Source organism: Agathobaculum hominis (assembly GCF_014288055.1).
Classification (GTDB): Bacteria; Bacillota; Clostridia; order Oscillospirales; family Butyricicoccaceae; genus Agathobaculum; species Agathobaculum hominis.
In genome coordinates this window covers 134,505-155,163 of sequence record NZ_JACOPK010000007.1, presented here as the reverse complement: position 1 = coordinate 155,163, position 20,659 = coordinate 134,505, and the positions used below count along the sequence as shown (strand labels likewise).

The following is a 20,659-nucleotide window of genomic DNA, read 5'->3' as shown; positions in this document are numbered from 1 at the left end:
CTGAAAATCTCAAAATTCGTAAGCGGGTACTCGCTTGCTGTGCTTGCTACCGTATCTTATCCCTACTTATAAAGCGTTTCGGAAACCTCAAAATGCCCGCAAAATAAGAAAAACAGAGGATGTTCAGACACCCTCCGTTTCTTCATTCGGCTTTTCAATTTTTAAGGCCCCGTCAATGGCACCCTCCACGATAGGCAAATACTGTTCCGGGCAGAGCTTTAACTTCTGTCCGACCCGCTGGCGCAGCTCGCTTTCCTCTCGCATGACCTCTGGATTGAAATATCTCTCCATCGGCAGGCCGCAGATTTTTACAAGCTGTATGATGACCGGCAGGCTGGGGATCGTGCCCTCGTTTTCAATGTTGGCAAGATACCTGGTATCAATATTCACCTTTTCGGCTAAATCTTTTCGTGCAAGGTTCTTCGCCTTCCGTGCTTCTTTTACATCTGCACCGAAGGTTTCAAAGCCAGGGCAGTCTTTCACTTTTGCCATTCAACATCACCCATATACATTCTATATTTCATAGTTTGTACATGGAATGATGTGATATCCGTTCTATCTACATTTTATAATTCACATTTACATCCTTGTATTCTTCGTGCAGACGAAATATAATATTTGGGGAGGTGCAAAATGGACTACATGACATTAAAAGAGGCAAGCAAGAAGTGGAATGTTACGCCTCGCCAGGTAAATTATTTATGTTCCGGAGGGCGTATCCCCGGCGCTGTGAAGATGGCTGGGGTTTGGCTGATCCCTAAAGCGGCGGAAAAGCCGATTGATGGTCGAACAAAACAAGGAAAGGCAGAAAAGTATGAGTAATATATTACTTCTTGAAGATGATCTAAGCCTGATTAACGGGCTTTCTTTTGCTTTCAAAAAGCAGGGATTTGAATTAAATATCGCCAGAACGCTCAAAGAAGCGGAGGAATTGTGGACAGACGGAAAATATGATTTGTTGGTGTTGGACGTATCTCTGCCAGATGGGTCTGGCTTTGAATTTTGCAAAAGAGTTCGACTTACATCAAAGGTGCCAATTATTTTTCTGACGGCTTCGGATGAGGAAACAAGTATTATTATGGGGCTGGATATTGGAGGTGATGACTATATCACAAAACCGTTCAAACTGGGAGTTCTCGTTTCAAGGATTAACGCCTTACTTCGACGTGCAAATTCTTTTCAAGCAGCAGACACAGAATTGCAGTCGAATGGCATCAAAGTTCTTTTGCTGCAAGGACAGGTTTTCAAAAATGGGGAGCTGTTGGATTTGACTGCCGCGGAATACAAGCTACTGTGCTTGTTTATGAGAAACCCAAGCATGGTGCTGACAAAGGGACAAATTTTAGATAAGCTATGGGATTGCGACGGGAATTATATCGACAGTAGTACCCTTACGGTCTATATGCGTCGGCTTCGTATGAAGATCGAGGATAATCCAAGTGAACCACAAATGCTCCTGACTGTTCGAGGTATGGGATATAAATGGAATATTATCGGGTGAGGTGCAGCATGAAGATACTGGCAAATAAAGAAATCAAAAATCTATTTCTTTCACTTTCACTGGTTTGGGGGGTTACATTTCTCTTAGCCGAGGTTTTTCTATGGCTGTCATATCGCCGGCTTTCTCTGTTATTGCTAATCCTTTTTCTATTGGCTGGCGGTGCTGTATGGGCAGTCTGCTTTGTATATTTTAATCGGCAAAATCAGATCATGGAGCAGGCGATATTACAAATCAATGCGTACCTTGATGGTGATCGCAATGCCCGTATTGAATGTGACAATGAGGGCGAATTGTACCGACTGTTTCATTCCATCAATTCTTTGGCGGCAGTGTTAAATGCCCATGCAGATAACGAGTTACGAGAGAAAGAGTTTTTGAAAAATACAATCTCCGACATTTCACACCAACTGAAAACACCGCTGGCAGCACTCAATATTTATAACGGACTCCTTCAAGACGAGGATATAGAAGTGTCCTCCGTGAAAGAATTTGCGGGTTTGTCTGAGCAGGAACTTGACCGTATCGAAACACTGGTGCAAAGTCTGCTCAAGATTACAAGATTGGATGCCGGAGCCATTGTCTTGGAAAAGAACGCAGAAAATGTTGCAGATATGATGCGGGATATTGAACTGCATTTTGCATATAGAGCCAGACAGGAAAAGAAAGAAATCATTCTGTCTGGCTCGGATCATCTTTCTCTTTTTTGTGATCGTGATTGGTTGAATGAGGCAATCGACAATATTGTGAAAAATGCGTTTGACCATACAGAAAGTGGTGCAACAATTCGTGTTGCGTGGAAGGAGTTGCCGTCTGGTGTCCAAATTGTGATAACGGATAATGGATGCGGCATCCACCCAGAGGATATACATCACATCTTCAAGCGGTTTTATCGCAGTCGTTTTTCTAAGGACAAGCAAGGGATTGGACTGGGATTACCTTTGGCAAAGGCAATCATTGAAGCACATAACGGCACCATTGAGGTTGACAGCGAATTAGGTATCGGGACAACTTTCACAATGAATTTTCTGATTCCTACAAAATTGTAGGCTGGCTGTAGGCTTACAGTAAGATTCAGGTGCTATTCTCTCACACATAGGCAGGACAAACAAAGACAGCCTGCCTATATCGCAAAATCATTCAGAAAGAGGTGTTTACACTATGAACTTATTAGAAGTCAAAAATATCAGTAAGACCTATGGCAACGGAGAAACCGCTGTCAAGGCATTAAAGGATGTCAGCTTTTCTGTTCCAAAGGGCGAGTATGTGGCAATCGTCGGGGAATCCGGTTCTGGTAAAAGTACACTGCTGAATATGATCGGTGCTTTGGACACGCCAACATCTGGCAAGGTTCTTATTGACGGCAAGGACATTTTTGCCATGAACGATCGAAAGCTGACCGTTTTCCGCCGGAGGAATATCGGCTTTATCTTTCAGGCGTTTAACCTTATCCCGGAGTTGACGGTGGAACAAAATATTATTTTTCCGCTGTTGTTGGATTATCAAAAGCCGGATAAGAGATATTTGGAGGAACTGCTGACGGTTTTGAATTTGAAAGATCGTCGTAATCATTTACCCAGTCAGCTTTCCGGCGGTCAACAGCAGAGAGTGGCGATTGGCCGCGCATTGATTACCCGTCCTTCTCTGATTCTGGCAGACGAGCCAACAGGAAATTTGGACTCACAAAACAGCAGTGAGGTCATAGCATTGCTCAAAGAAACATCAAAAAAATACGAGCAGACCATCATTATGATTACCCACAACCGCAGTATTGCGCAAACGGCAGACAGGGTATTACAGGTATCGGATGGTACTTTGACTGATTTTGGGAGGTGCCGTGAATGAAAAGCTATCTTAGTCTTATTCCCATCTCCGCTAAAGTTCACCGCCGACAAAATCGTATGACGCTGCTTTGCATTGTATTTGCTGTGTTTATGGTAACAGCAGTATTCAGTATGACAGAAATGGGTTTTCGGATGGAACAGGCCCGATTGGTTGGTAAGCATGGAAGTTTCTCTATTGGAGACTTGCTCGGCAGTTCCATGGGGCAAACCCTTCTTTCTGTTGCGGTTGTTCTGTTCCTGCTGATTTTGATTGCAGGCGTTTTGATGATTTCCAGCAGCATGAACAGCAGCGTTGCACAGAGAATCCAATTTTTCGGAATGATGCGCTGCATTGGTATGAGTAAGCAGCAGACCATCCGCTTTGTCCGTTTAGAGGCATTGAACTGGTGCAAAACAGCTATCCCTATCGGTCTTGTTTTAGGGGTTGTTACTACATGGGGACTTTGCGCGGTACTGCGTTTTGTAGTCAAAGAAGAATTTTCTGATATTCCTCTCTTTGGCATTAGTATTTTTGGCATTGCTTGCGGTATCTTTGTGGGACTGATTACTGTACTGATTGCCGCAAATGCTCCGGCAAAACATGCTGCAAAGGTATCTCCTATCACAGCGGTGTCTGGAAATGCAGGCCACGAAAAAACAATGCGCCATTCGCCGTATGTAGGCTTCGGAAAAATTGAATCCCTTCTTGGTGTCAGCCATGCAATCTCCGGGAAGAAAAATTTATTCCTGATGACAGGTTCTTTTGCACTTAGCATCATCCTGTTTTTGAGCTTTTCTATTATGGTCGATTTTGTGGATTACCTGATTCCTCAGTCGGCTGCCACATCAGATATAGATATTGCAAGTGCTGACGGTAATGCGATTCCTTGGGAACTGCTTACAACCATCCGCGAAATGGATGGAGTGAAGGAAGTTTACGGGCGTCGTAGTGTATTTGATGTTTCTGCCAAACTAAACGACGATACCAACTTTTCTGGCACAGTCGATTTGATTTCTTATGACGATTTTGATTTACAATGTCTGAAAAAAGACAGTGCTTTGAAAAGGGGGAGTGATCTGTCCAAAGTTTTTGGGGACAGCAATTTTGTTTTGGCAACATCCGATCAGGACAGCACATGGAAAATCGGTGACACTGTTCAGATTGGGGATGAAACCCTTACCATAGCCGGACTGTTAAAAAACGACCCATTTAGTGAGAATGGATTGACAAATGGAAAGCTCACATTGATTACCTCTGATGAAACATTTGTCCGTTTGACAGGAGAGGAAGGTTATTCTCTTGTGCTGATACAAACAACGGGAGATGTTACGGACGAAAATGTTCAGGCAATCCAGAATTCCGTAGATCAAACATATAGCTTTCGAGATAAACGCGACGAGCGCACTACGGGAACTTATATGGCTTTTGTTTTCTGTGTTTATGCGTTTTTGGCAATTATTGCACTGGTAACGGTAATGAACATTGTCAATAGCATTTCCATGAGTGTGTCTGCCAGAATGAAGCAATATGGAGCTATGCGGGCAGTAGGAATGGATGAACGGCAAATGACGAAAATGATTGCTTGTGAAGCATTCACCTATGCTGTTTTGGGGTGCGTTGTTGGTTGCGCTATTGGCTTGCCGCTTAGCAAATCGCTGTATGATTTCCTTATTGCAGGGCATTTTCCATCTGCTGTGTGGCAGTTCCCAATTACCTCTTTGGGCGTTATTCTTCTGTTTGTCTCGATTGCGGCAATCGCAGCTGTATATGCTCCGGCAAAACGAATTCGCAATATGTCGATTACTGCAACCATAAATGAATTATAGTTTCATATGTTAATCTGCCGGACGACGGCAAAAGAAAAAAAGCCGTCGTACAGCAGACACATTTTCACGCGCCTATGAAACGGCGGCTTTGATTTTCAGAGCCGCCGTTTCTTTGCGTCTACACAAACCAATGACGACTTGCAGGGACACGGTAGCCGATTGGAGGTTATTTTGCCGTGTCCTTTTCTCTTTTTCGCAGTATCCATGATCTGCACCAGTTAAAAAAAGCGTAGCCCCTCCATCGGAGTCGTCCGGCTTTGGATATGAATTATACCATGTAAGCAATCTTCTTTATAAAACATTTCCGCGCCCTGCAGGTCCGTTGCGACTTGCTGGGCGCTTTTTGCTGTTTTCCGAGGACAAGCCCGCCTCGAAAAAATTTTTTGATAAATTTTCAAAAAGGAGGCTTTTAGCGGGTAGCGAGCGGCTTTGCGTTCGCCTTGTTAGCGGAAAGGGAGAAACCCACCTCATTCCCCCAGGAAAGGGGGTGAAAAGATGGATATGATCCCCCGCAATGACTATGGCGAGCGGTGCCAGTTCGATGCTTACTGCAAGCTGGTACTGTACCATGAGGCAATCGACTACCTTCGGGAAATGCAGAGGCGCCGTGACAGGGAACTGTCATTCAGCGACCTTCCGCAGATGGAGATGGACAAGCTCTGCGTTGTAGATCATTACCCCAGTGACAGATTTACATTCTCGTCCCATGGGTATGACCTGCATATTGAAAACGAGCTTGTGGCTGATGCCTTCGCCGGTTTGTCTGTTCAGGAGCAGAGTATTTTGATCCTGCATTTTGTTCTGGACCTGCCGGATCAGGAGGTTGGCCGCCTTGTTGGAATGTCTCGCAGTGCCGTTCAACGGCGAAGGGCAAAATCATTGACCGAGCTGCGGATCAAGTTGGCCGCACTCATGCCGAAGGGAGGTTGAAGGTATGAAGAAACCCACTTACAAGGGCAAGGAGCTTCTTCCTCTTTCGGTGATTGACGCCGCCCGTGACGGGGACTCTCAGGCTGTGGATCAGGTACTCCGGTATTATGAGGGCTATATCAATAAGCTCTGCACCCGGACGCTTTACGAGCCTGACGGCCAGCCCCATGTTCGGGTGGACGAGTACATGAAGCGCCGATTGGAGATCAAGCTCATTCATTCCATTGTCAGCATGAGCTGACAAGCCCGGTCTGAAAGCGGAAACAGCTTACCCTTTCCCTGTTTCTCTCTTTCGTGACCGGAGGCAGCACCTTGACAAAGAAAGCCCGCTGGGAGGCCAGCGCCGCAGTATAAGGCAAACGGATACATTCCTGTTTGTGCCGAGCCATACGGCCGGTGCGCCATGACCTCGTTTCAAGTCCGCAGGACGGGACCACTGTAACGGGCGAGCGAACAGCACCAGACCGCAAAGCAAGCGTGGCTGCTTGCGGGCGATGACACACGGGCAGGGTCAAAGATACTCGCGCATTGAACGCCCACAAAGCATTGTGCGCCGCACCCATCAGCATGGGCCGGGGTTAGACTCCCGTGGAGCTGTGCCAGCAGCCGTCCGTAAGCCTACTTTTCTTTTTTGAAAGTTTATGGATAGATCGTAAACTTTTCAATTAGCAGCAGACAAACACGGAGCAGCACGGTAAAATAATGGTGGAAGTTATATTACCCACACATATTCGTGCTGTTCCTTTTCATAACTGAAAGGGGGTTCTCATGTCTCAAACATGGAACGGCACGAAGAAAGAAACCCCTGAAAGAAGGACATATACGGTTGACGATATTGCTCAAATTCTGGGCATCGGAAGAACTTCCGCATATATCCTTGTAAAAGAAGGGCACTTCAAAATCGTGCGAATTGGTAACGCCATACGCATTTCCAAGCGGTCATTTGACGAGTGGCTTGACTCCCTCGACCTGTGATCCAAGAAAGGAAGAACGATATGGCATCTATAATCAAGCGAAAGAAAAACTATTCCGTTGTTTACAACTATGTGGACGAAAACGGAGAAACCAAACAGAAGTGGGAAACTTGGCATACCCACAAAGAGGCCTTAAAGCGCAAGGCGGAAATCGAAAATCAGCAGCACACGGGAACTTTTCTACCGCCAAGCAATCAGACGATTACCGAGTTCCTTTATGACTTCGTATCTCTTTACGGAGAAAAGAAATGGGGCGTGTCTATGTATGACAGCCAAACGGCGCTGATTGCGAACTATATCAATCCGATTATTGGAGATATGGAGGTACAGGCGGTTACTCCCCGTGCGGTTGACGGTTATATCCAGACCTTGCAGAAAACCAAGTCGGTGTCTACCAAGACCCGAAAGGCCGTTACCACCTATGTCAGCGACAAGACCATTGAAAAGATCATCAAGCTCCTGCGGTGTGCTTTTAAGCAGGCGGTACGATGGGAAATCATTGCAAGAAATCCCTTTGACAATGTGATCCTCCCGAAAACGGAGTATGCGAAACGGGATATCTGGACAGCGGATATGATCCGCCTTGCCCTGGACAAATGCACAGACAGCAAGCTCTATGTGGCAATGAACCTTTCCTTTGCCTGCTCTCTGCGTATGGGTGAAATCCTGGGGCTGACCTGGGAGAACGTCCATATTTCCGATGAAGATATTGCGGCGGATAATGCCTATGTCTACATCGACAAGGAGCTGACGAGGGCTTCCAAACGGGCGATTGAAACGCTGGGTGAGAAGGATATCTATTACATCTTCACTCCGCTCATGCCGAACACCAGCACAAGAATTATTCTGAAAAAGCCGAAAACCGATTCCAGCATCCGTAAGGTGTGGCTGCCGAAAACGCTGGCTTACATCCTGCGGGAATGGAAGAAGTCCCAGGACGAGCTGAAAGGCTTCCTGGGTGACGAGTATCAGGACTTCAATCTGGTTGTAGCACTTCCCAATGGCCGCCCCTGCGAGGATCGGATCATCCTCAAAGAGTTTGCAAAGCTCCGTGAGGACGCAGGGCTGCCGAAGGTGGTCTTTCATTCTCTCCGTCATTCCAGTACCACCTACAAGCTGAAACTGAACCACGGCGATCTGAAAGCCACCCAGGGCGATACAGGCCATGCCGAGATCGACATGATAACCAGTATCTATGCTCACATTCTGGACGAGGATAGAAAGGTCAATGCTCAGAAATTCGAGACAGCCTTCTATGCCAAGCCTGATCTTCGCAACGTCCGTCCGCCGGAAGAACCGGCAAAATCGGAACCTGCGACCCTGGACCTTGAAAGCCTTGTGGAGCAGCTTCAGAAGTCGCCGGAGCTGGCAAGTGCGCTCGCAGCCCTGATAGCAGCGCAAGCCCCGGCAAAGTGATCCGAAAAATCGAATTAGCAAACCGCAGAATTTTCTTAGCAAATTTCTGAAAAGCGTTCGAGTCCAATTAGCAAATATACATCATGCGGCGTATAAAAATCTCCCGGTAACGGAAGTGAAATTACCGGGAGAAGGAGGAACAAAAAAACGCTGCAAACCCCGAAAAAAGGCTTGCAGCGGTGCTTTCTGGCGTCCCAGAGAGGATTTGAACCTCCGACCCCACGCTTAGGAGGCGTGTGCTCTATCCAGCTGAGCTACTGAGACATTTTTAAGATTTATGCAATTTTCACTGCTCGAAGGAATCGAACAATCTGCCGCTTAGGAGGCGTGTGCTCTATCCAGCTGAGCTACTGAGACATTTATAAGTTTTATGCAATTTTCAAGGCTCGAAGGAATCGAACCATCTGCCGCTTAGGAGGCATGTGCTCTATCCAACTGAGCTACTGAGACAGGTATTAAAAATGGTGTGATTTGCGTGAAATACAGTGCTTAAAGGGCGATTTTGTTGCGCGTCATATTTCACGTTTTTTCGCGGTCCGGAATGAGTAAACTCCAAAATCTATTCGTATCTTTATCTAACAACGGCCCGCGACAAGAGAAAATTCTCTGTGATAAAACACATGCTTAGGAGACACGATGTTCCCTCAGCCCGGGGGTGCGGCGGCAAAGCTATATACGAATCTGGAATCTTAAAAATTCAGACAACATATATAATATACAATATATAAAACAGAAAGTCAATCAAAAAAACCACAGTTTTAAACAAAGAAATGTAATTTTGAAGATTTCGCATGATTTTGAAAAACAGAACGCACTTCAGTGTGAAAAAGCATTGCACGCACTCTCCGAACGTGATATGATACATTTATGCAGAAAAGTGGGAACAGGGAGCGCATTTATTGCGCCCGGCCTGCTCTGCTGCCGAAGGAGGGGCAAAATGTGAAACAAATACACATCACCGAGACCGTGCTGCGCGATGCGCAGCAGTCGCTGATCGCGACCCGTATGCCGTTTTCCGACTTTCAGGGTATTCTTGATGACATGGATAAGGCAGGCTACCACTCCATTGAATGCTGGGGCGGCGCGACATTTGACAGTTGTCTGCGATATCTGAACGAGGATCCGTGGGAGCGGCTCCGCAACATCAAATCACACATGAAAAATACCAAGCTGCAAATGCTGCTGCGCGGTCAGAATCTGCTCGGCTACCATCATTATTCGGATGATACTGTGCGCCGCTTCGTGCGCAAGAGTATCGAGAACGGCATGGATATCATCCGTATCTTCGACGCGCTCAACGACCTGCGCAACATCGAGACTGCGGTGGACGAGTGCATCAAGGCCGGCGGTCATGCACAGGGCTGTATCTGCTATACGCTCAGTCCGATCCATAACCTCGAGATGTTTGTCTCCCTTGGCAAACAGATCGAGCAGATGGGCTGTCACTCGCTCTGCATCAAGGATATGGCCGGTATTATGAGTCCGAAGGAGTGCTTCGACCTTGTCTCCGCTCTCAAGGAGAATATCAGCATTCCGATCTACGTTCATACACACGCGACGACCGGACTCGGCTATATGACCTATCTCAAGGCGGCGGAGGCCGGCGCCGCAGGCATTGACTGCGCGACCTCGGCCTTTTCGGGCGGTACGAGTCAGCCTGCGACCGAGTCGCTCGTGTACGCGCTCACGCAGATGGGTTACGACTGCGGCGTGGATACGAAGGAGCTCAAGGAGATCAACGATTATTTCGTTCCGATCAAAAATAAATTCACCGAAAACGGCCTGTTCGACCCCTATGTGCTCTCGACCAAGACCGATGCGCTCGTTTATCAGATCCCGGGCGGCATGCTCTCCAACCTTGTCGCTCAGCTCAAGGCACAGAACGCCATCGACAAGCTCGATCAGGTGCTCGAGGAAACGCCGCGCGTGCGTGCAGACCTCGGCTACCCGCCGCTCGTTACGCCGCTGTCGCAGATGGTCGGCGTACAGGCAACCGTGAATGTTCTGCTGGGCGGACGATACAAGTCGATCGGCAAGGAGATCAAGAGCTATATCCATGGCGAGTACGGCCGCGCACCCGGAAAGATCGATGAGGAGCTTGCGAAAAAGGTGCTCGGTGACGATAAGCCGATGACCGGCCGCTATGCAGATACGCTCGAGCCCGAATTTCCGGCGGCGCGCGAACATCTCGGTCAGCATGCCCGCAGCGAGGAGGATGTGCTCTCGTACATCGCTTTCCCGCAGCAGAGCGAGCAGTTCCTTGCGCGTCGCGAGCAGACCTTTACGGCAAGCTATTCCTTTAAGGAGGTAAACTGATCCATGGTACACGATCCTCTCGGAATTTTAGACGCGCTCATGATCGCGGTTTCCGGCTTCTTTATCGTTTTTCTCATGCTCGCGGTGCTCTGGGGCATCATCGTCATTGTTTCCCGTGCGGTCGGCGCGATCGCGGGGAAGGGCAGTGAAGCGGCCTCGGCTCCGGCGGCTGCACCGGCACCGGCGCCTGTTCCGGCGGCACCGGCAGTCGTTGTCCTCGAGGGCATCGACGAGACGCAGACCGCCTGCGTCATGGCTATCGTCAGCCACGAGACCGGCATTCCGCTCGACGAGCTTGTATTTAAGTCCATCAAGGCAGTTTAAGGGGGAAAACGACAATGAAATATATGGTATCGCTCAACGGCAAGCAATATGAAGTCATCGTAGAACGCGGCACGGTCACGGGCACGCCGGTCGGCGCAGCGCCCGCTTCCGCACCCAAGGCAGCACCGGCGCCGGCTCCGGCTGCCGCACCGGCTCCGGCCCCGGCCGCAGCTCCGGCAGGCGGTGAGACGGTTGCGGCTCCGATGCCGGGTACTATCCTCGACATCCGCTGCACCGCCGGCCAGCAGGTAAATGCAGGCGACGTCCTGTTCATCCTCGAGGCGATGAAAATGGAGAATGAGATCTGTGCGCCCCGCGCCGGCACGATCGGCTCGATCTGCGTGCAGAAGGGCGCAAGCGTCGCTACCGGCGCACCGCTCTGCACGATGTAACGGGAGGCGCTCGATATGCAATTTTCGTTTTTCAGTGCGCTCGGCAGCATTCTGGCAGATTCCGGCTTCGCGGCGTTTCTCGAAGATCCGCGCAGCCTGATCATGATCCTGATTTCGTTCGTGCTGCTGTATCTCGGCATCGGCAAAAGATTTGAGCCGCTGCTGCTCATTCCGATCGCATTCGGCATGCTGCTCGCCAACTTTCCGCTCACCGGTCTGCTGAACGCGCCGGTCGACGGCTCGAGCCCTGGCATGCTCTGGGTCTTCTATCAGGGCGTACAGCACGCGATCTATCCGTCCATCATCTTTCTCGGCATCGGCGCGATGACTGATTTCGGTCCGCTGATCGCCCGTCCGTCCTCGCTGCTGCTCGGTGCAGCGGCACAGCTCGGCATTTTCTCGGCGTTCCTGCTCGCGCTGGCACTCGGCTTCCCGTCCGCAGTAGCCGCAGCCATCGCCATCATCGGCGGCGCAGACGGCCCGACCTCCATCCTTGTCGCATCCCGTCTTGCAGCGGATTATCTTCCGGCGATCGCTATTGCGGCATATTCCTACATGGCGCTCATTCCGCTCATCCAGCCGCCGATCATGCGTCTGCTGACGACTCGGAAGGAGCGCGAGATCAAGATGGAGCAGCTTCGTCCGGTCTCCAAGACCGAGAAGATCATCTTCCCGATCGCGGTCGCGACTGTCGTCATCCTGCTCATTCCGGACACTGCGCCGCTGATCGGCATGCTCATGCTCGGCAATCTGCTGCGCGAATGCGGTCTGACCGACCGCCTGTCCGACACCGCGCAGAACGCGCTGTGCAACATCGTTACTATTTTCCTCGGTCTGTCGGTCGGCTGCAAGGCGATCGCCTCGACCTTCCTGACCTGGGATACCATTAAGATCATCATTCTCGGCCTTCTCGCGTTTATTTTCTCGACGGTGGGCGGTCTGGTTTTCGGAAAGATCATGTGCAAGCTCACCGGCGGCAAGGTCAATCCGCTGATCGGCTCGGCAGGCGTCTCCGCTGTCCCGATGGCGGCGCGCGTTTCGCAGGTCGAGGGTCAGAAGGCCAATCCGGTAAACTTCCTGCTCATGCACGCTATGGGCCCGAATGTCGCAGGCGTTATCGGCTCTGCGGTAGCCGCAGGCTTTATGCTCAAGGTGTTCGGCGCGTAAAATGCAGTCTAAGGCAAAACGAAAGAGGCGGGATCACTTCGGTGATCCTGCCTCTTTTTGCCCTCATTTCAGGGTTGACGCGCCCTCGAGAGGGGCATTTTTAATTTTTCGCGTAGCTTCTCAGCTTGTAGTGCATCAGCTTGCCGGTTGCCGTATGCGGCAGCTCGTCCACGATATGATAGGCGCGCGGCCACTTGTACGAGGAGAGCATCGGACTGTGCGTGCAGTAATCCTTGAGCTCCTCGACTGTGAGCGACGGATCCTTTGCCACGACATACGCCGCGACGACCTCGCCGCGCAGCTTGTCCGGTATGCCGATGACGGCGCTTTCCGCAACCTTGGGATGCTCATTGAGCACGGCCTCGATCTGCGCCGGATAAATATTTTCGCCGGCCGAAACGATCATGTCGTCGCGGCGGCCGGAAACGGTCACAAACTCGTTCTCGTCCCATGTGCCGACGTCGCCGGTATAGAGCCAGCCCTTGTAGAACTTCTTTTCGGTCATTTCCTCGTTGTTGAAGTAGCAGAAAGCGCTCTTGGCAGGGGAGGAGATGATGATCTCGCCCGGGGTCTCGCTGTCGCGCGGCACGGTCTCATCCGGCTCGGAGCGCTCGCCGTTCGGCCGCAGGGCAACAAGACGAACCTCATCGTCCGTGCACGAGCGTCCGGCAGAGCCTGCGTTGTCGGGCAGGTCAAAGGGACGCAGGAATGTATTCCAGAACGTCTCGGTCGTGCCGTAGCCGTTGAAAATGTTGGGCGTCAGCAGCTTCATGTATTTCTCGCACGCGCTTTTCTCGAACGGCGCACCCATGGTGACGATGCCGCGCAGAGCAGACAGATCGGCCGGGGAGCGCTCCTGCGTGCGCGCGAGCATCGCAATAATGGTCGGCACACCGATCAGGAAAGAAATCGCGTATTTTTCTGCATATTCCAGACAGGTGCGCGGCGCAAAATCACGCAGGATAACGACCTCGCCGCCGGCGTACAGCGTCGGGCAGGGGCCGCCGGAGTGAATACCGCCGCGGTGGAACCACGGGGTCATGTTCATCGTGCGGTCGACCGGGCTGAGAGGGAAGTGCATCATGACATCGTGTGCGGACAGCACCTCGTTGATGTTGTTGATCGGCACGCCCTTGGGGCGGTTGGTCGTGCCGGAGGTATACAGACGGGTCGTTTCATCGTAGATGTGCGGCGCGAAATCGATCGGGGGATCGGTCTCCGGACGCTCGAAAACATAATCCTCGTAGCGCCTGCGTCCGGCGGGGAGGACAGCATCCTCATCTGCGCCGACAACCAGCTCAACGGCCGGCCTGTTCTCACACATCTCGAGCGCCCGGCTCGAAAGCTCGCCAAATTCTGCGTCGTATACGAACACCTTCGGCGTGCTGTCGTCGATGACGAGCGCAATTTCGCCGGAGCCCTGACGGTAATTCACCGGGCAGGCGATCGCGCCGATTTTGTGCGCGGCAAGGTAGAAAAAGACAAACTCGGGAGAGTTGAGCAGAGCAAACATGACCACATCGTTTTTGCCAACGCCGTCCGCGCGGAGCGCGTGAGCAAGACGGTTGACCTCGCAGTTCAGCTCGCGGTAGGTCCAGCGGCGGTCAGAATGCGGATCAAATACGGCGGGACGGTCTCCGAAACGCGAAACATTGCGCAGAAAACCGTTCAGATAGGTAAAACGGCTTTCGAATGTATCGCGGAACATGGTAACGTCATAGGTATAACTCAAATGGGGTCGCCTCATTTCATAAAGATAAATCGTAAATTTGAATACATGATGTAGAGTGTAAAACTATATCGTGTAAATATAATAACACATTTTCGGCAAAATGCAACAGGCGGCGCGAAAAAAAATCGGCCGCCCGTTCGGTTATAATTCGTATTTTGCTACGATGATACTGGAATTCTGGCCGCCAAAGCCGAGAGAATTGCTCATTGCCGCGGAAATATCGGCCTTTCGAGCAGTATTCGGCACATAGTCAAGATCACAGTCCGGGTCGGGGGTGTTGAGGTGAAGCGTCGGCGGAAGAACGCCCTCGCGGAGTGCCATGATGCACGCGATGACCTCGGTCAGACCGCCCGCACCCATAAGATGACCGGTTGCGGACTTGGTCGAGGACATCGGAGGCGCACATTCGCGGCCGCCGAACACAGACTTGACAGCAAGCGTTTCCGCCTTGTCGCCGAGCGGCGTCGAGGTGCCGTGCGCATTGATGTAGCCGATGTCGGACGGCTGCATTCCGGCGCGCGCAAGCGCGAGCTTCATGCAGCGCGCTGCGCCCTCACCGTCCGGGCAGGGAGCAGTGACATGGTGTGCGTCCGAGGTGTTCGCCCAGCCTGCAAGGCGGGCGTAGATGGTCGCGCCGCGCTTTACCGCGTGCTCCTCGGTTTCAATCAGGAGCGCGCCGCCGCCCTCACCGATGACAAAGCCGTCGCGGTCCGCATCAAACGGACGGCAGGCGTGCTCGGGATCATCGTTGCGGCGCGAAAGCGCCTTGGCCTGCGCGAGACCGGACACAACGATAGGGCAGAGGATGCTCTCGCCGCCAACGGCGAGCACAGCATCCGCCTCGCCGGAGTTCAGCAGCATGGTCGCGGTCATGATCGCGTCACCGCCTGCGGAGCAGGCCGTGTTGAGCGTCAGGCTGGGACCGTGAATGCCGTGCGCGATAGCGATCTGCGCGGCAGCAATGTTGCCGATGGTCATCGGAACGAAGCGCGGACCGACGCGCTTGCCCTCATCGAAGGCAGCCTGCGTCTGTGCAACGGTGGTAACGCCGTCCATCGCGGTACCCATGACGATGCCGACGCGGTCGGACTCGCTCTCGATGCACAGACCGCTGTCCGCGATTGCCTGCTCGGCGGCGATAAAGGCGAACTGCATGAACGGGTCCATCGTGCGCGCGAGCGTCTTAGGCATATAGGCGGTCGGATCGAAATCCTTGAGCTCCGCCGCGATCTGCACGGGCATTTCACCTGCATCAAAGCGCGTGATTTTGCCCACACCGCACGTTCCTTCCTTGAGCGCGTTCCAGTATTCGCTGACGCCGATGCCGACCGGCGTCACGGCGCCCATGCCGGTGATGACCAAATTGTTCTCTTTCATGACTGTTCCCCATTTATTATCGTAATGCGCCGCCGTATTCTCTAAGTTTCTCCACGCACGGCGGAATATATACTGTGGCCGCGCACCGTATTCTTCGGCGGCGGAATATGTGCACACGAGAAATATGCCCATGCTCATATGAAATAATTATACCAGAAAACGCTTGAAAAGAAAAGAGACATTGCTCGTCAAATTGTGCAAAAAATGTGCAAAAACAAACAGGAGAGACAGAAAAGTATATAAAATTTACGAAGTATAAACGGCATCAGATGGAAAATTTCCCCGGAAACCGGCAGAAGAAAAACTCCCCGGGCCGGCAGCAGGCAAAGCTGCACCGGTTCGGGGAGAAGCGGCTTATTCGCGCGGCGCAGTTATGCCGTTGCGGTTCTGCATGGGGTACGGACGGGAGGGAGCGGGAGCGCTTCGTTCGCGCGGCCGCACATCGAACGCCGGATTCCAGGCGTAGTAATTTTTTGCGTCAAGGTTGGACTGGACGACGGAAAGTGCGTCGCCGAAGCGCTGAAAATGCACGACTTCGCGTTCGCGCAGGAACTTGAGCGGTTCGCGCACATCCGGGTCGTCGATCAGACGAAGCAGATTGTCGTAGGTCGAGCGCGCCTTCTGTTCCGCGGCCATATCTTCGAACAAATCGGTGATGGGGTCGCCCTTGGACTGGAAGGTTGCGGCCGACCACGGGATACCGGCGGCAGACTGAGGATAAATACCGGTTGTATGATCGACAAAGTAGGCATCGAAGCCGCCCTCGCGGATTTGTTCCGGCGTAAGATTACGGGTGAGCTGATAAAGAATGCTGGAGATCATCTCCATGTGTGCAAGTTCTTCGGTACCAATATCGGTAAGGATTCCCTTGCATTCCTTATATGGCATGGCGTAGCGCTGGTTGAGGTAGCGCATCGAGGCGCCGAGCTCACCGTCCGGCCCGCCAAGCTGCGAAATGACGATTTTTGCGAGCTGAGGATCAGGGTTTTTGATTTTTACCGGGAATTGCAGGCGTTTATCGTAAGACCACATCAGTTATCCGCTCCTTCCCACGGCCACGGATCATCGATCCAGTTCCAATGACCGCCGCGCACATCGACCTCGCGCGCGGTCAGCGGACCGAAGGCATCCTCGTATTCACTGGATGCCTTGTCGAAGGCAGCGCGCATTTCACGGTAGTATTTCAGAGCGGCTTCATTGTGCGGATGACAGTCGAGATATTCGATGACTTCGACAAGAGCAAAGTCGTACATCCGTACACGGCCGAGCAGTTTTTCTCGTTCACTCACTGTACGGCCTCCTCTCCGACGAAGGGGAGGTCGAGAGCGGGGAAAATCGTTCCCCGGCTGAAGGCAAGCGCCGGTTCATAAGGCGTTCCAAACGGCTGCTCAGGAACGAACGCCATCGCCGGGGCAAGCAGACGGATCGGTATTTCGAGTACCGCCTGCGGTTGGTTCTGGTCCATGATTTCTCCTCGTTTCGATTGATTTGGAAGAAAAAACGACGGTACCGCCGCTCTTTGCTCCCAGTGCATTCTATGCCGAGGGCCGCGGATGGTGTGTCGTCATAACACCATCCGCGGGAAAGTATGCTATAATAGAAGAAAATGAAATGCTGGAAGGGGAACACTATGATAAAAATATTGTTTATCTGCCACGGCAACATATGTCGCAGTCCTATGGCGGAGTTTATTCTGCGGGACATGCTCGAGCGGACGGGCAGAGAAAGGGAGATTGCCGTTTCATCGGCGGCGGTGAGCCGGGAGGAGCTTGGCAATCCGGTCTATCCGCCAGCGCGCCGGATTCTGGCTGCACACGGCATCCGATGCGAGGGACACGCGGCACGGCAGATGTCCGCGCAGGATTACGAAAAATACGATCTGCTGATCGGCATGGATAGCTCTAACATTACGCGAATGCGTCGCATCTGCGGCGGCGATCCCGACGGCAAAATGTCGCGTCTGCTTGACCACACATGCCGCCCGGGAGATGTAGCCGACCCGTGGTACACCGGAGAATTTGAAACCACATGGCGCGATATCGAGGAGGGCTGCCGTGCGCTGCTCGATGAACTGAGATGAGTATTTGTCACAAATAAAACTGCTGAATTTTGTCGAAAAAGCTCAATGAAAGCACTCAAAACGGCAAAACATCGTTTGCGTTGTGCGCGTTTTTGATGTATACTGTAACCATCACAAATTCCATGCAGGAATGAAGGAGGACGAGCCTATGCCAGCCGACTACCGCACGGTGCGCTTGATGAAAAACCGGCTGTACCCGACCTATCAGCTGCATGCCGTTATGGCGGCGCGCAAAACGACGCCGGAGGACGGCCTCAAAATCGGTGTGCTGACCATACTCGACTGGCTGCGGCACCGACTTGGTCCGGATGCTCCCGAGACGCTCACAGCGCCGCAGCCCGAGCGGTATGCAGACTTTTCATGGGAAAATCTGCGCTCATTATACATAAATCAAGGCTATGTCATCGACATTGTTTCGCTGCCGGAGCAGGGAGCATGGACGATGCAGATCGTCGAGCCTGACCTCGGCTCGGATCCCGGCAACCCGGAGCAGCGCCGTCAGGCTGTGCCCGGTCGCGTTATTGAAAGCAATATTGCGTTTACCATTTCAAACGGAGAGCTGCACTGCGGCTTCCGCACGATGATCTCCGATCCCGAGGACACAGAAGAGCTGTGCGAGGTCTATCGTCCGGCGTTTATCCGCCTGCTCGCGGACAATCCGCGCTTTGGTCTGCGCCAGATCGCGCCGCTCACTCCATCGGTTACGCGCGTCGAGACCATGGAGCAGCTGCGTCAGCTTGCATCGCTGCAGAAAAATCCGGCAAGCCATATGCCGCTCATCCTGTTCACGCAGACGCTCGAGGAACGGGAGATCACGCCGCTCGACATCGCGCCGCACGACGTTCCGCCCGACCTGCGCATCGGCATCAGTCCTTTCCCGGTCAAGCTGCCTGACCTGCCGAAACGCATGACGCTCTCCGAGTTGAAGCAGCCGGTCGACCCGGCGTTTGATCTTGCCTCGTTTGCGAAAAGCGGACTGGCGTATTACCGGACGTTTCTGCTGACGGACGAGATACGCAGACGCCTTCCGTCTGTCACGGACAAGACGCTTGAGGCAGGCGAAACGCTTTACTGGGAGAGCGAGAGCCTTGGCGGCTCGAGCGAGCGTTTCCCATATCCGCCGAGCACGGCTTCGCGCGAAAAGCTGCTTGCCGCGCTCATGGAACGTGGAAAAAATCACGCCCGCGGCCGTGATATTACGCTGTCTCCCTGCCTGTTTGTCGTGCAGGCAAAGGCACGCGAGCGGGCAGCGGCACAGAATGCGCTGCGGCTCAGCGAAGCGGCGGAAGAGAGATTCAGACACAGGCTCGAACAGGATGCAGCTGCATATAAGAGCAGAATTTCTGCACTGGAGGACGAGAAAATACGCCTGACAGAGCAGCTTGACCGCGCAAAACAGTACCGTCTGCGGCTGGAAAATGAAAAGGATGAGCTGATGCGCAGGGTCGCGGAGGCAGACGAAAAACTGCGCCATAAGACCATTCAGGACCGGGAGGAGGTCGCCTATCTGCGGCGCTGTATGGATCGCCCGAGCGAGCACGCGAAGATTGCCGACTGGGTGCAGCGGCAGTTTGCCGGCCGTGTGGTTCTTGTGCCCAAAGCGGCCGCGATGCTCGAGGAGAAGAGCGCACGGGAGATCAGTCTGCCGCTTATCTGCGACGCACTGGATTTTCTCGCGACGGACTACTGGTCGAGCCGGTTTGAGCGTCTGCCGTGGCACGCGGTGCTCGACAGCTGTTCGCGCAAGTACGGCCGTCCGTTCGAGGTCTCTTCGATCGGCGATATGACCATTCAGTTCACGCCGGCGCAGTACAAGATCAAGTATTTTACCAATGCGCAGGGTAAAAAGCGCGAAACGGCGCTCGATCAGCATTTGAAGGTAGGAAACGATCCGGAAAATCTGCTGCGCATTTACTTCGTTCTCGACGAAGAGAACAGGCTTGTCGTGGTCGGCTCGCTGCCGCGGCATCTGAAGGCGGTCAGCATTCGATAGGCGAAAGAAAAGGGAAGAGGGGATAAGACACGCCACTGGCATCTTATCCCCTCTTTTTCGCGGAAAAATCGGCAGACTGCTTACAAAATCGGACCGTCGCCGTTGTCCTCTTCCTTGGTGATCGATTTGATCCTGACTGTGTAGCTGCCGCCCTCCTCGGTGGTGACGCTCACCTCATCGCCGGCCTTGCGGCCGAGCAGCGCCTTGCCGAGCGGCGCCTTGCAGCTGATGCGGCCGCTCAGCGGATCGCACCGCACAGTTGTAACGACCTGCACGGTCTCGGTGTCCTCGTCGTCCTCGAACAGCAGCTCGACCTTGTCGAACAGACCGACCTCGTCCGCACCGGCCTTATCCTCGATCACATGCGCCGACTTGATCATGCGTTCCAGATAGCGGATACGGCTGCGGTTGCGGTTCTGTGCCTGTTTTGCGGCCTTGTATTCAAAATTTTCGCTCAGATCACCGAACGCGCGGGTTCGCTTGACCTCCTCGATCAGCTCGGGCATCAGCTCCAGCTTGCGGTGGTCAAGCTCTTTCTGCATCATCGCAATATCCTGCGCCGTCAGATCGTCATGCATAACGTTTTCTTCCTTTCCATGCGGCTCGCTGCCGCAGAACTGTTCTCTTACAAAAGATTATAGGCCGCGCCGCGCGGTTTTGCAAGGGAGAACGGAGAGAATTTATGAAAAAAACGCAGGGTGCTTAACAAGACGCGGAAAATGTAGTATAATAGGATAAACAGGCGGCGACCGGTCACAGAAAGCGTGCTCCCGGCCGCAAATAGAACTCACGGCGGTATTCCGCCGGTAA

The 20,659-nt window shown here is 52.6% G+C and carries 22 protein-coding genes and 1 tRNA gene; 15 read left to right on the top strand and 8 right to left on the bottom strand.

The genetic code is table 11. The features are described from left to right. Nucleotides 1-123: 123 nt before the first annotated feature. Nucleotides 124-492, bottom strand: coding sequence for a helix-turn-helix transcriptional regulator (locus tag H8S02_RS09040; RefSeq protein WP_021738115.1), 369 nt, complete (start codon nucleotides 490-492; stop codon nucleotides 124-126). A gap of 141 nt (nucleotides 493-633) precedes the next feature. Here H8S02_RS09040 and H8S02_RS09035 point away from each other — a divergent pair, with 141 nt between their 5' ends. The 9 genes from H8S02_RS09035 to H8S02_RS08995 all read left to right on the top strand — a co-directional run bounded on the left by H8S02_RS09035 (nucleotide 634) and on the right by H8S02_RS08995 (nucleotide 8,468). Further along, nucleotides 634-822, top strand: coding sequence for a helix-turn-helix domain-containing protein (locus tag H8S02_RS09035; RefSeq protein ID WP_054705810.1), 189 nt, complete (start codon nucleotides 634-636; stop codon nucleotides 820-822). Next, complete coding sequence (locus H8S02_RS09030; RefSeq protein WP_008705965.1) at nucleotides 815-1,501, top strand: response regulator transcription factor; 687 nt, start codon at nucleotides 815-817, stop codon at nucleotides 1,499-1,501. The genes H8S02_RS09035 and H8S02_RS09030 overlap by 8 nt, the downstream gene beginning before the upstream one ends. A gap of 8 nt (nucleotides 1,502-1,509) precedes the next feature. After that, nucleotides 1,510-2,547: a sensor histidine kinase gene (locus H8S02_RS09025; RefSeq protein ID WP_186970240.1), complete on the top strand. Its 1,038-nt coding sequence runs from the start codon at nucleotides 1,510-1,512 to the stop codon at nucleotides 2,545-2,547. A 112-nt stretch (nucleotides 2,548-2,659) separates the two neighbouring features. Then, nucleotides 2,660-3,343, top strand: a complete 684-nt coding sequence (locus tag H8S02_RS09020; protein ID WP_008705963.1) for an ABC transporter ATP-binding protein — start codon at nucleotides 2,660-2,662, stop codon at nucleotides 3,341-3,343. After that, nucleotides 3,340-5,148: an ABC transporter permease gene (locus H8S02_RS09015; RefSeq protein WP_186970239.1), complete on the top strand. Its 1,809-nt coding sequence runs from the start codon at nucleotides 3,340-3,342 to the stop codon at nucleotides 5,146-5,148. Before H8S02_RS09020 ends, H8S02_RS09015 begins: the two co-directional genes overlap by 4 nt. A 495-nt stretch (nucleotides 5,149-5,643) precedes the next feature. Beyond that, on the top strand, nucleotides 5,644-6,078 hold the full coding sequence (locus tag H8S02_RS09010; protein WP_005541445.1) for a sigma-70 family RNA polymerase sigma factor: 435 nt from the start codon (nucleotides 5,644-5,646) through the stop codon (nucleotides 6,076-6,078). Nucleotides 6,079-6,082: 4 nt separating this feature from the next. Continuing rightward, nucleotides 6,083-6,319: a helix-turn-helix domain-containing protein gene (locus H8S02_RS09005; RefSeq protein WP_117659272.1), complete on the top strand. Its 237-nt coding sequence runs from the start codon at nucleotides 6,083-6,085 to the stop codon at nucleotides 6,317-6,319. A 527-nt stretch (nucleotides 6,320-6,846) separates the two neighbouring features. Further along, nucleotides 6,847-7,053: a helix-turn-helix domain-containing protein gene (locus H8S02_RS09000; RefSeq protein ID WP_005541444.1), complete on the top strand. Its 207-nt coding sequence runs from the start codon at nucleotides 6,847-6,849 to the stop codon at nucleotides 7,051-7,053. Between the two features lie 71 nt (nucleotides 7,054-7,124). Continuing rightward, entirely contained in the window at nucleotides 7,125-8,468 is a 1,344-nt protein-coding gene (locus H8S02_RS08995; RefSeq protein WP_407926400.1) for a site-specific integrase, read from the top strand. 187 nt (nucleotides 8,469-8,655) lie between these two features. On the opposite strand, the gene H8S02_RS08990 is transcribed toward H8S02_RS08995, so the two are convergent. Then, nucleotides 8,656-8,732: transfer RNA gene (locus H8S02_RS08990), tRNA-Arg, on the bottom strand. 675 nt (nucleotides 8,733-9,407) lie between these two features. Here H8S02_RS08990 and H8S02_RS08985 point away from each other — a divergent pair. The 4 genes from H8S02_RS08985 to H8S02_RS08970 are packed head-to-tail and all read left to right on the top strand — an operon-like array spanning nucleotide 9,408 to nucleotide 12,667. Beyond that, nucleotides 9,408-10,784: a pyruvate carboxylase subunit B gene (locus tag H8S02_RS08985; protein WP_186970237.1), complete on the top strand. Its 1,377-nt coding sequence runs from the start codon at nucleotides 9,408-9,410 to the stop codon at nucleotides 10,782-10,784. 3 nt (nucleotides 10,785-10,787) lie between these two features. Further along, a complete protein-coding gene (locus tag H8S02_RS08980; RefSeq protein WP_207722098.1) occupies nucleotides 10,788-11,108 on the top strand; it encodes an OadG family transporter subunit in 321 nt (106 codons plus the stop codon). A 14-nt stretch (nucleotides 11,109-11,122) separates the two neighbouring features. Beyond that, on the top strand, nucleotides 11,123-11,500 hold the full coding sequence (locus H8S02_RS08975; protein ID WP_186970236.1) for a biotin/lipoyl-containing protein: 378 nt from the start codon (nucleotides 11,123-11,125) through the stop codon (nucleotides 11,498-11,500). A gap of 15 nt (nucleotides 11,501-11,515) precedes the next feature. Beyond that, nucleotides 11,516-12,667 (top strand): sodium ion-translocating decarboxylase subunit beta, encoded by a 1,152-nt coding sequence (locus H8S02_RS08970; RefSeq protein ID WP_186970235.1) that lies wholly within the window; start codon nucleotides 11,516-11,518, stop codon nucleotides 12,665-12,667. Between the two features lie 100 nt (nucleotides 12,668-12,767). Here H8S02_RS08970 and H8S02_RS08965 read toward each other — a convergent pair whose 3' ends face one another. The 5 genes from H8S02_RS08965 to H8S02_RS08945 all read right to left on the bottom strand — a co-directional run bounded on the left by H8S02_RS08965 (nucleotide 12,768) and on the right by H8S02_RS08945 (nucleotide 17,241). After that, complete coding sequence (locus H8S02_RS08965) at nucleotides 12,768-14,399, bottom strand: class I adenylate-forming enzyme family protein (protein WP_243166471.1); 1,632 nt, start codon at nucleotides 14,397-14,399, stop codon at nucleotides 12,768-12,770. A 141-nt stretch (nucleotides 14,400-14,540) separates the two neighbouring features. Next, nucleotides 14,541-15,776, bottom strand: coding sequence for a beta-ketoacyl-ACP synthase II (fabF, locus tag H8S02_RS08960; protein ID WP_186970233.1), 1,236 nt, complete (start codon nucleotides 15,774-15,776; stop codon nucleotides 14,541-14,543). 354 nt (nucleotides 15,777-16,130) lie between these two features. After that, nucleotides 16,131-16,808 carry a manganese catalase family protein gene (locus H8S02_RS08955; RefSeq protein ID WP_186970232.1) on the bottom strand — a complete coding sequence of 226 codons (678 nt, stop codon included), beginning with the start codon at nucleotides 16,806-16,808 and terminating at the stop codon, nucleotides 16,131-16,133. After that, nucleotides 16,808-17,065: a spore coat protein CotJB gene (locus H8S02_RS08950; RefSeq protein ID WP_118685182.1), complete on the bottom strand. Its 258-nt coding sequence runs from the start codon at nucleotides 17,063-17,065 to the stop codon at nucleotides 16,808-16,810. The genes H8S02_RS08955 and H8S02_RS08950 overlap by 1 nt, the downstream gene beginning before the upstream one ends. Continuing rightward, nucleotides 17,062-17,241: a spore coat associated protein CotJA gene (locus H8S02_RS08945; protein WP_186970231.1), complete on the bottom strand. Its 180-nt coding sequence runs from the start codon at nucleotides 17,239-17,241 to the stop codon at nucleotides 17,062-17,064. Before H8S02_RS08945 ends, H8S02_RS08950 begins: the two co-directional genes overlap by 4 nt. Before the next feature lie 165 nt (nucleotides 17,242-17,406). Between H8S02_RS08945 and H8S02_RS08940 the strand changes: the two genes are divergently transcribed. Further along, on the top strand, nucleotides 17,407-17,856 hold the full coding sequence (locus H8S02_RS08940; RefSeq protein WP_186970230.1) for a low molecular weight protein-tyrosine-phosphatase: 450 nt from the start codon (nucleotides 17,407-17,409) through the stop codon (nucleotides 17,854-17,856). Between the two features lie 148 nt (nucleotides 17,857-18,004). Next, nucleotides 18,005-19,849 (top strand): hypothetical protein, encoded by a 1,845-nt coding sequence (locus tag H8S02_RS08935; protein WP_186970229.1) that lies wholly within the window; start codon nucleotides 18,005-18,007, stop codon nucleotides 19,847-19,849. A gap of 80 nt (nucleotides 19,850-19,929) precedes the next feature. On the opposite strand, the gene H8S02_RS08930 is transcribed toward H8S02_RS08935, so the two are convergent. Beyond that, nucleotides 19,930-20,427, bottom strand: a complete 498-nt coding sequence (locus tag H8S02_RS08930; protein WP_118685172.1) for a GreA/GreB family elongation factor — start codon at nucleotides 20,425-20,427, stop codon at nucleotides 19,930-19,932. Nucleotides 20,428-20,659 lie beyond the last annotated feature (232 nt).

Coding starts and splice junctions, on each gene's coding strand:
- H8S02_RS08935 (WP_186970229.1), top strand. CDS start 18,005: ATGCCAGCCGACTACCGCACGGTGCGCTTGATGAAAAACCGGCTGTAC.
- H8S02_RS09015 (WP_186970239.1), top strand. CDS start 3,340: ATGAAAAGCTATCTTAGTCTTATTCCCATCTCCGCTAAAGTTCACCGC.
- H8S02_RS09035 (WP_054705810.1), top strand. CDS start 634: ATGGACTACATGACATTAAAAGAGGCAAGCAAGAAGTGGAATGTTACG.
- H8S02_RS09040 (WP_021738115.1), bottom strand. CDS start 492: ATGGCAAAAGTGAAAGACTGCCCTGGCTTTGAAACCTTCGGTGCAGAT.
- H8S02_RS08980 (WP_207722098.1), top strand. CDS start 10,788: ATGGTACACGATCCTCTCGGAATTTTAGACGCGCTCATGATCGCGGTT.
- fabF (WP_186970233.1), bottom strand. CDS start 15,776: ATGAAAGAGAACAATTTGGTCATCACCGGCATGGGCGCCGTGACGCCG.
- H8S02_RS09005 (WP_117659272.1), top strand. CDS start 6,083: ATGAAGAAACCCACTTACAAGGGCAAGGAGCTTCTTCCTCTTTCGGTG.
- H8S02_RS09025 (WP_186970240.1), top strand. CDS start 1,510: ATGAAGATACTGGCAAATAAAGAAATCAAAAATCTATTTCTTTCACTT.
- H8S02_RS09000 (WP_005541444.1), top strand. CDS start 6,847: ATGTCTCAAACATGGAACGGCACGAAGAAAGAAACCCCTGAAAGAAGG.
- H8S02_RS09030 (WP_008705965.1), top strand. CDS start 815: ATGAGTAATATATTACTTCTTGAAGATGATCTAAGCCTGATTAACGGG.
- H8S02_RS08940 (WP_186970230.1), top strand. CDS start 17,407: ATGATAAAAATATTGTTTATCTGCCACGGCAACATATGTCGCAGTCCT.
- H8S02_RS08945 (WP_186970231.1), bottom strand. CDS start 17,241: ATGGACCAGAACCAACCGCAGGCGGTACTCGAAATACCGATCCGTCTG.
- H8S02_RS09020 (WP_008705963.1), top strand. CDS start 2,660: ATGAACTTATTAGAAGTCAAAAATATCAGTAAGACCTATGGCAACGGA.
- H8S02_RS08955 (WP_186970232.1), bottom strand. CDS start 16,808: ATGTGGTCTTACGATAAACGCCTGCAATTCCCGGTAAAAATCAAAAAC.
- H8S02_RS09010 (WP_005541445.1), top strand. CDS start 5,644: ATGGATATGATCCCCCGCAATGACTATGGCGAGCGGTGCCAGTTCGAT.
- H8S02_RS08930 (WP_118685172.1), bottom strand. CDS start 20,427: ATGCATGACGATCTGACGGCGCAGGATATTGCGATGATGCAGAAAGAG.
- H8S02_RS08970 (WP_186970235.1), top strand. CDS start 11,516: ATGCAATTTTCGTTTTTCAGTGCGCTCGGCAGCATTCTGGCAGATTCC.
- H8S02_RS08975 (WP_186970236.1), top strand. CDS start 11,123: ATGAAATATATGGTATCGCTCAACGGCAAGCAATATGAAGTCATCGTA.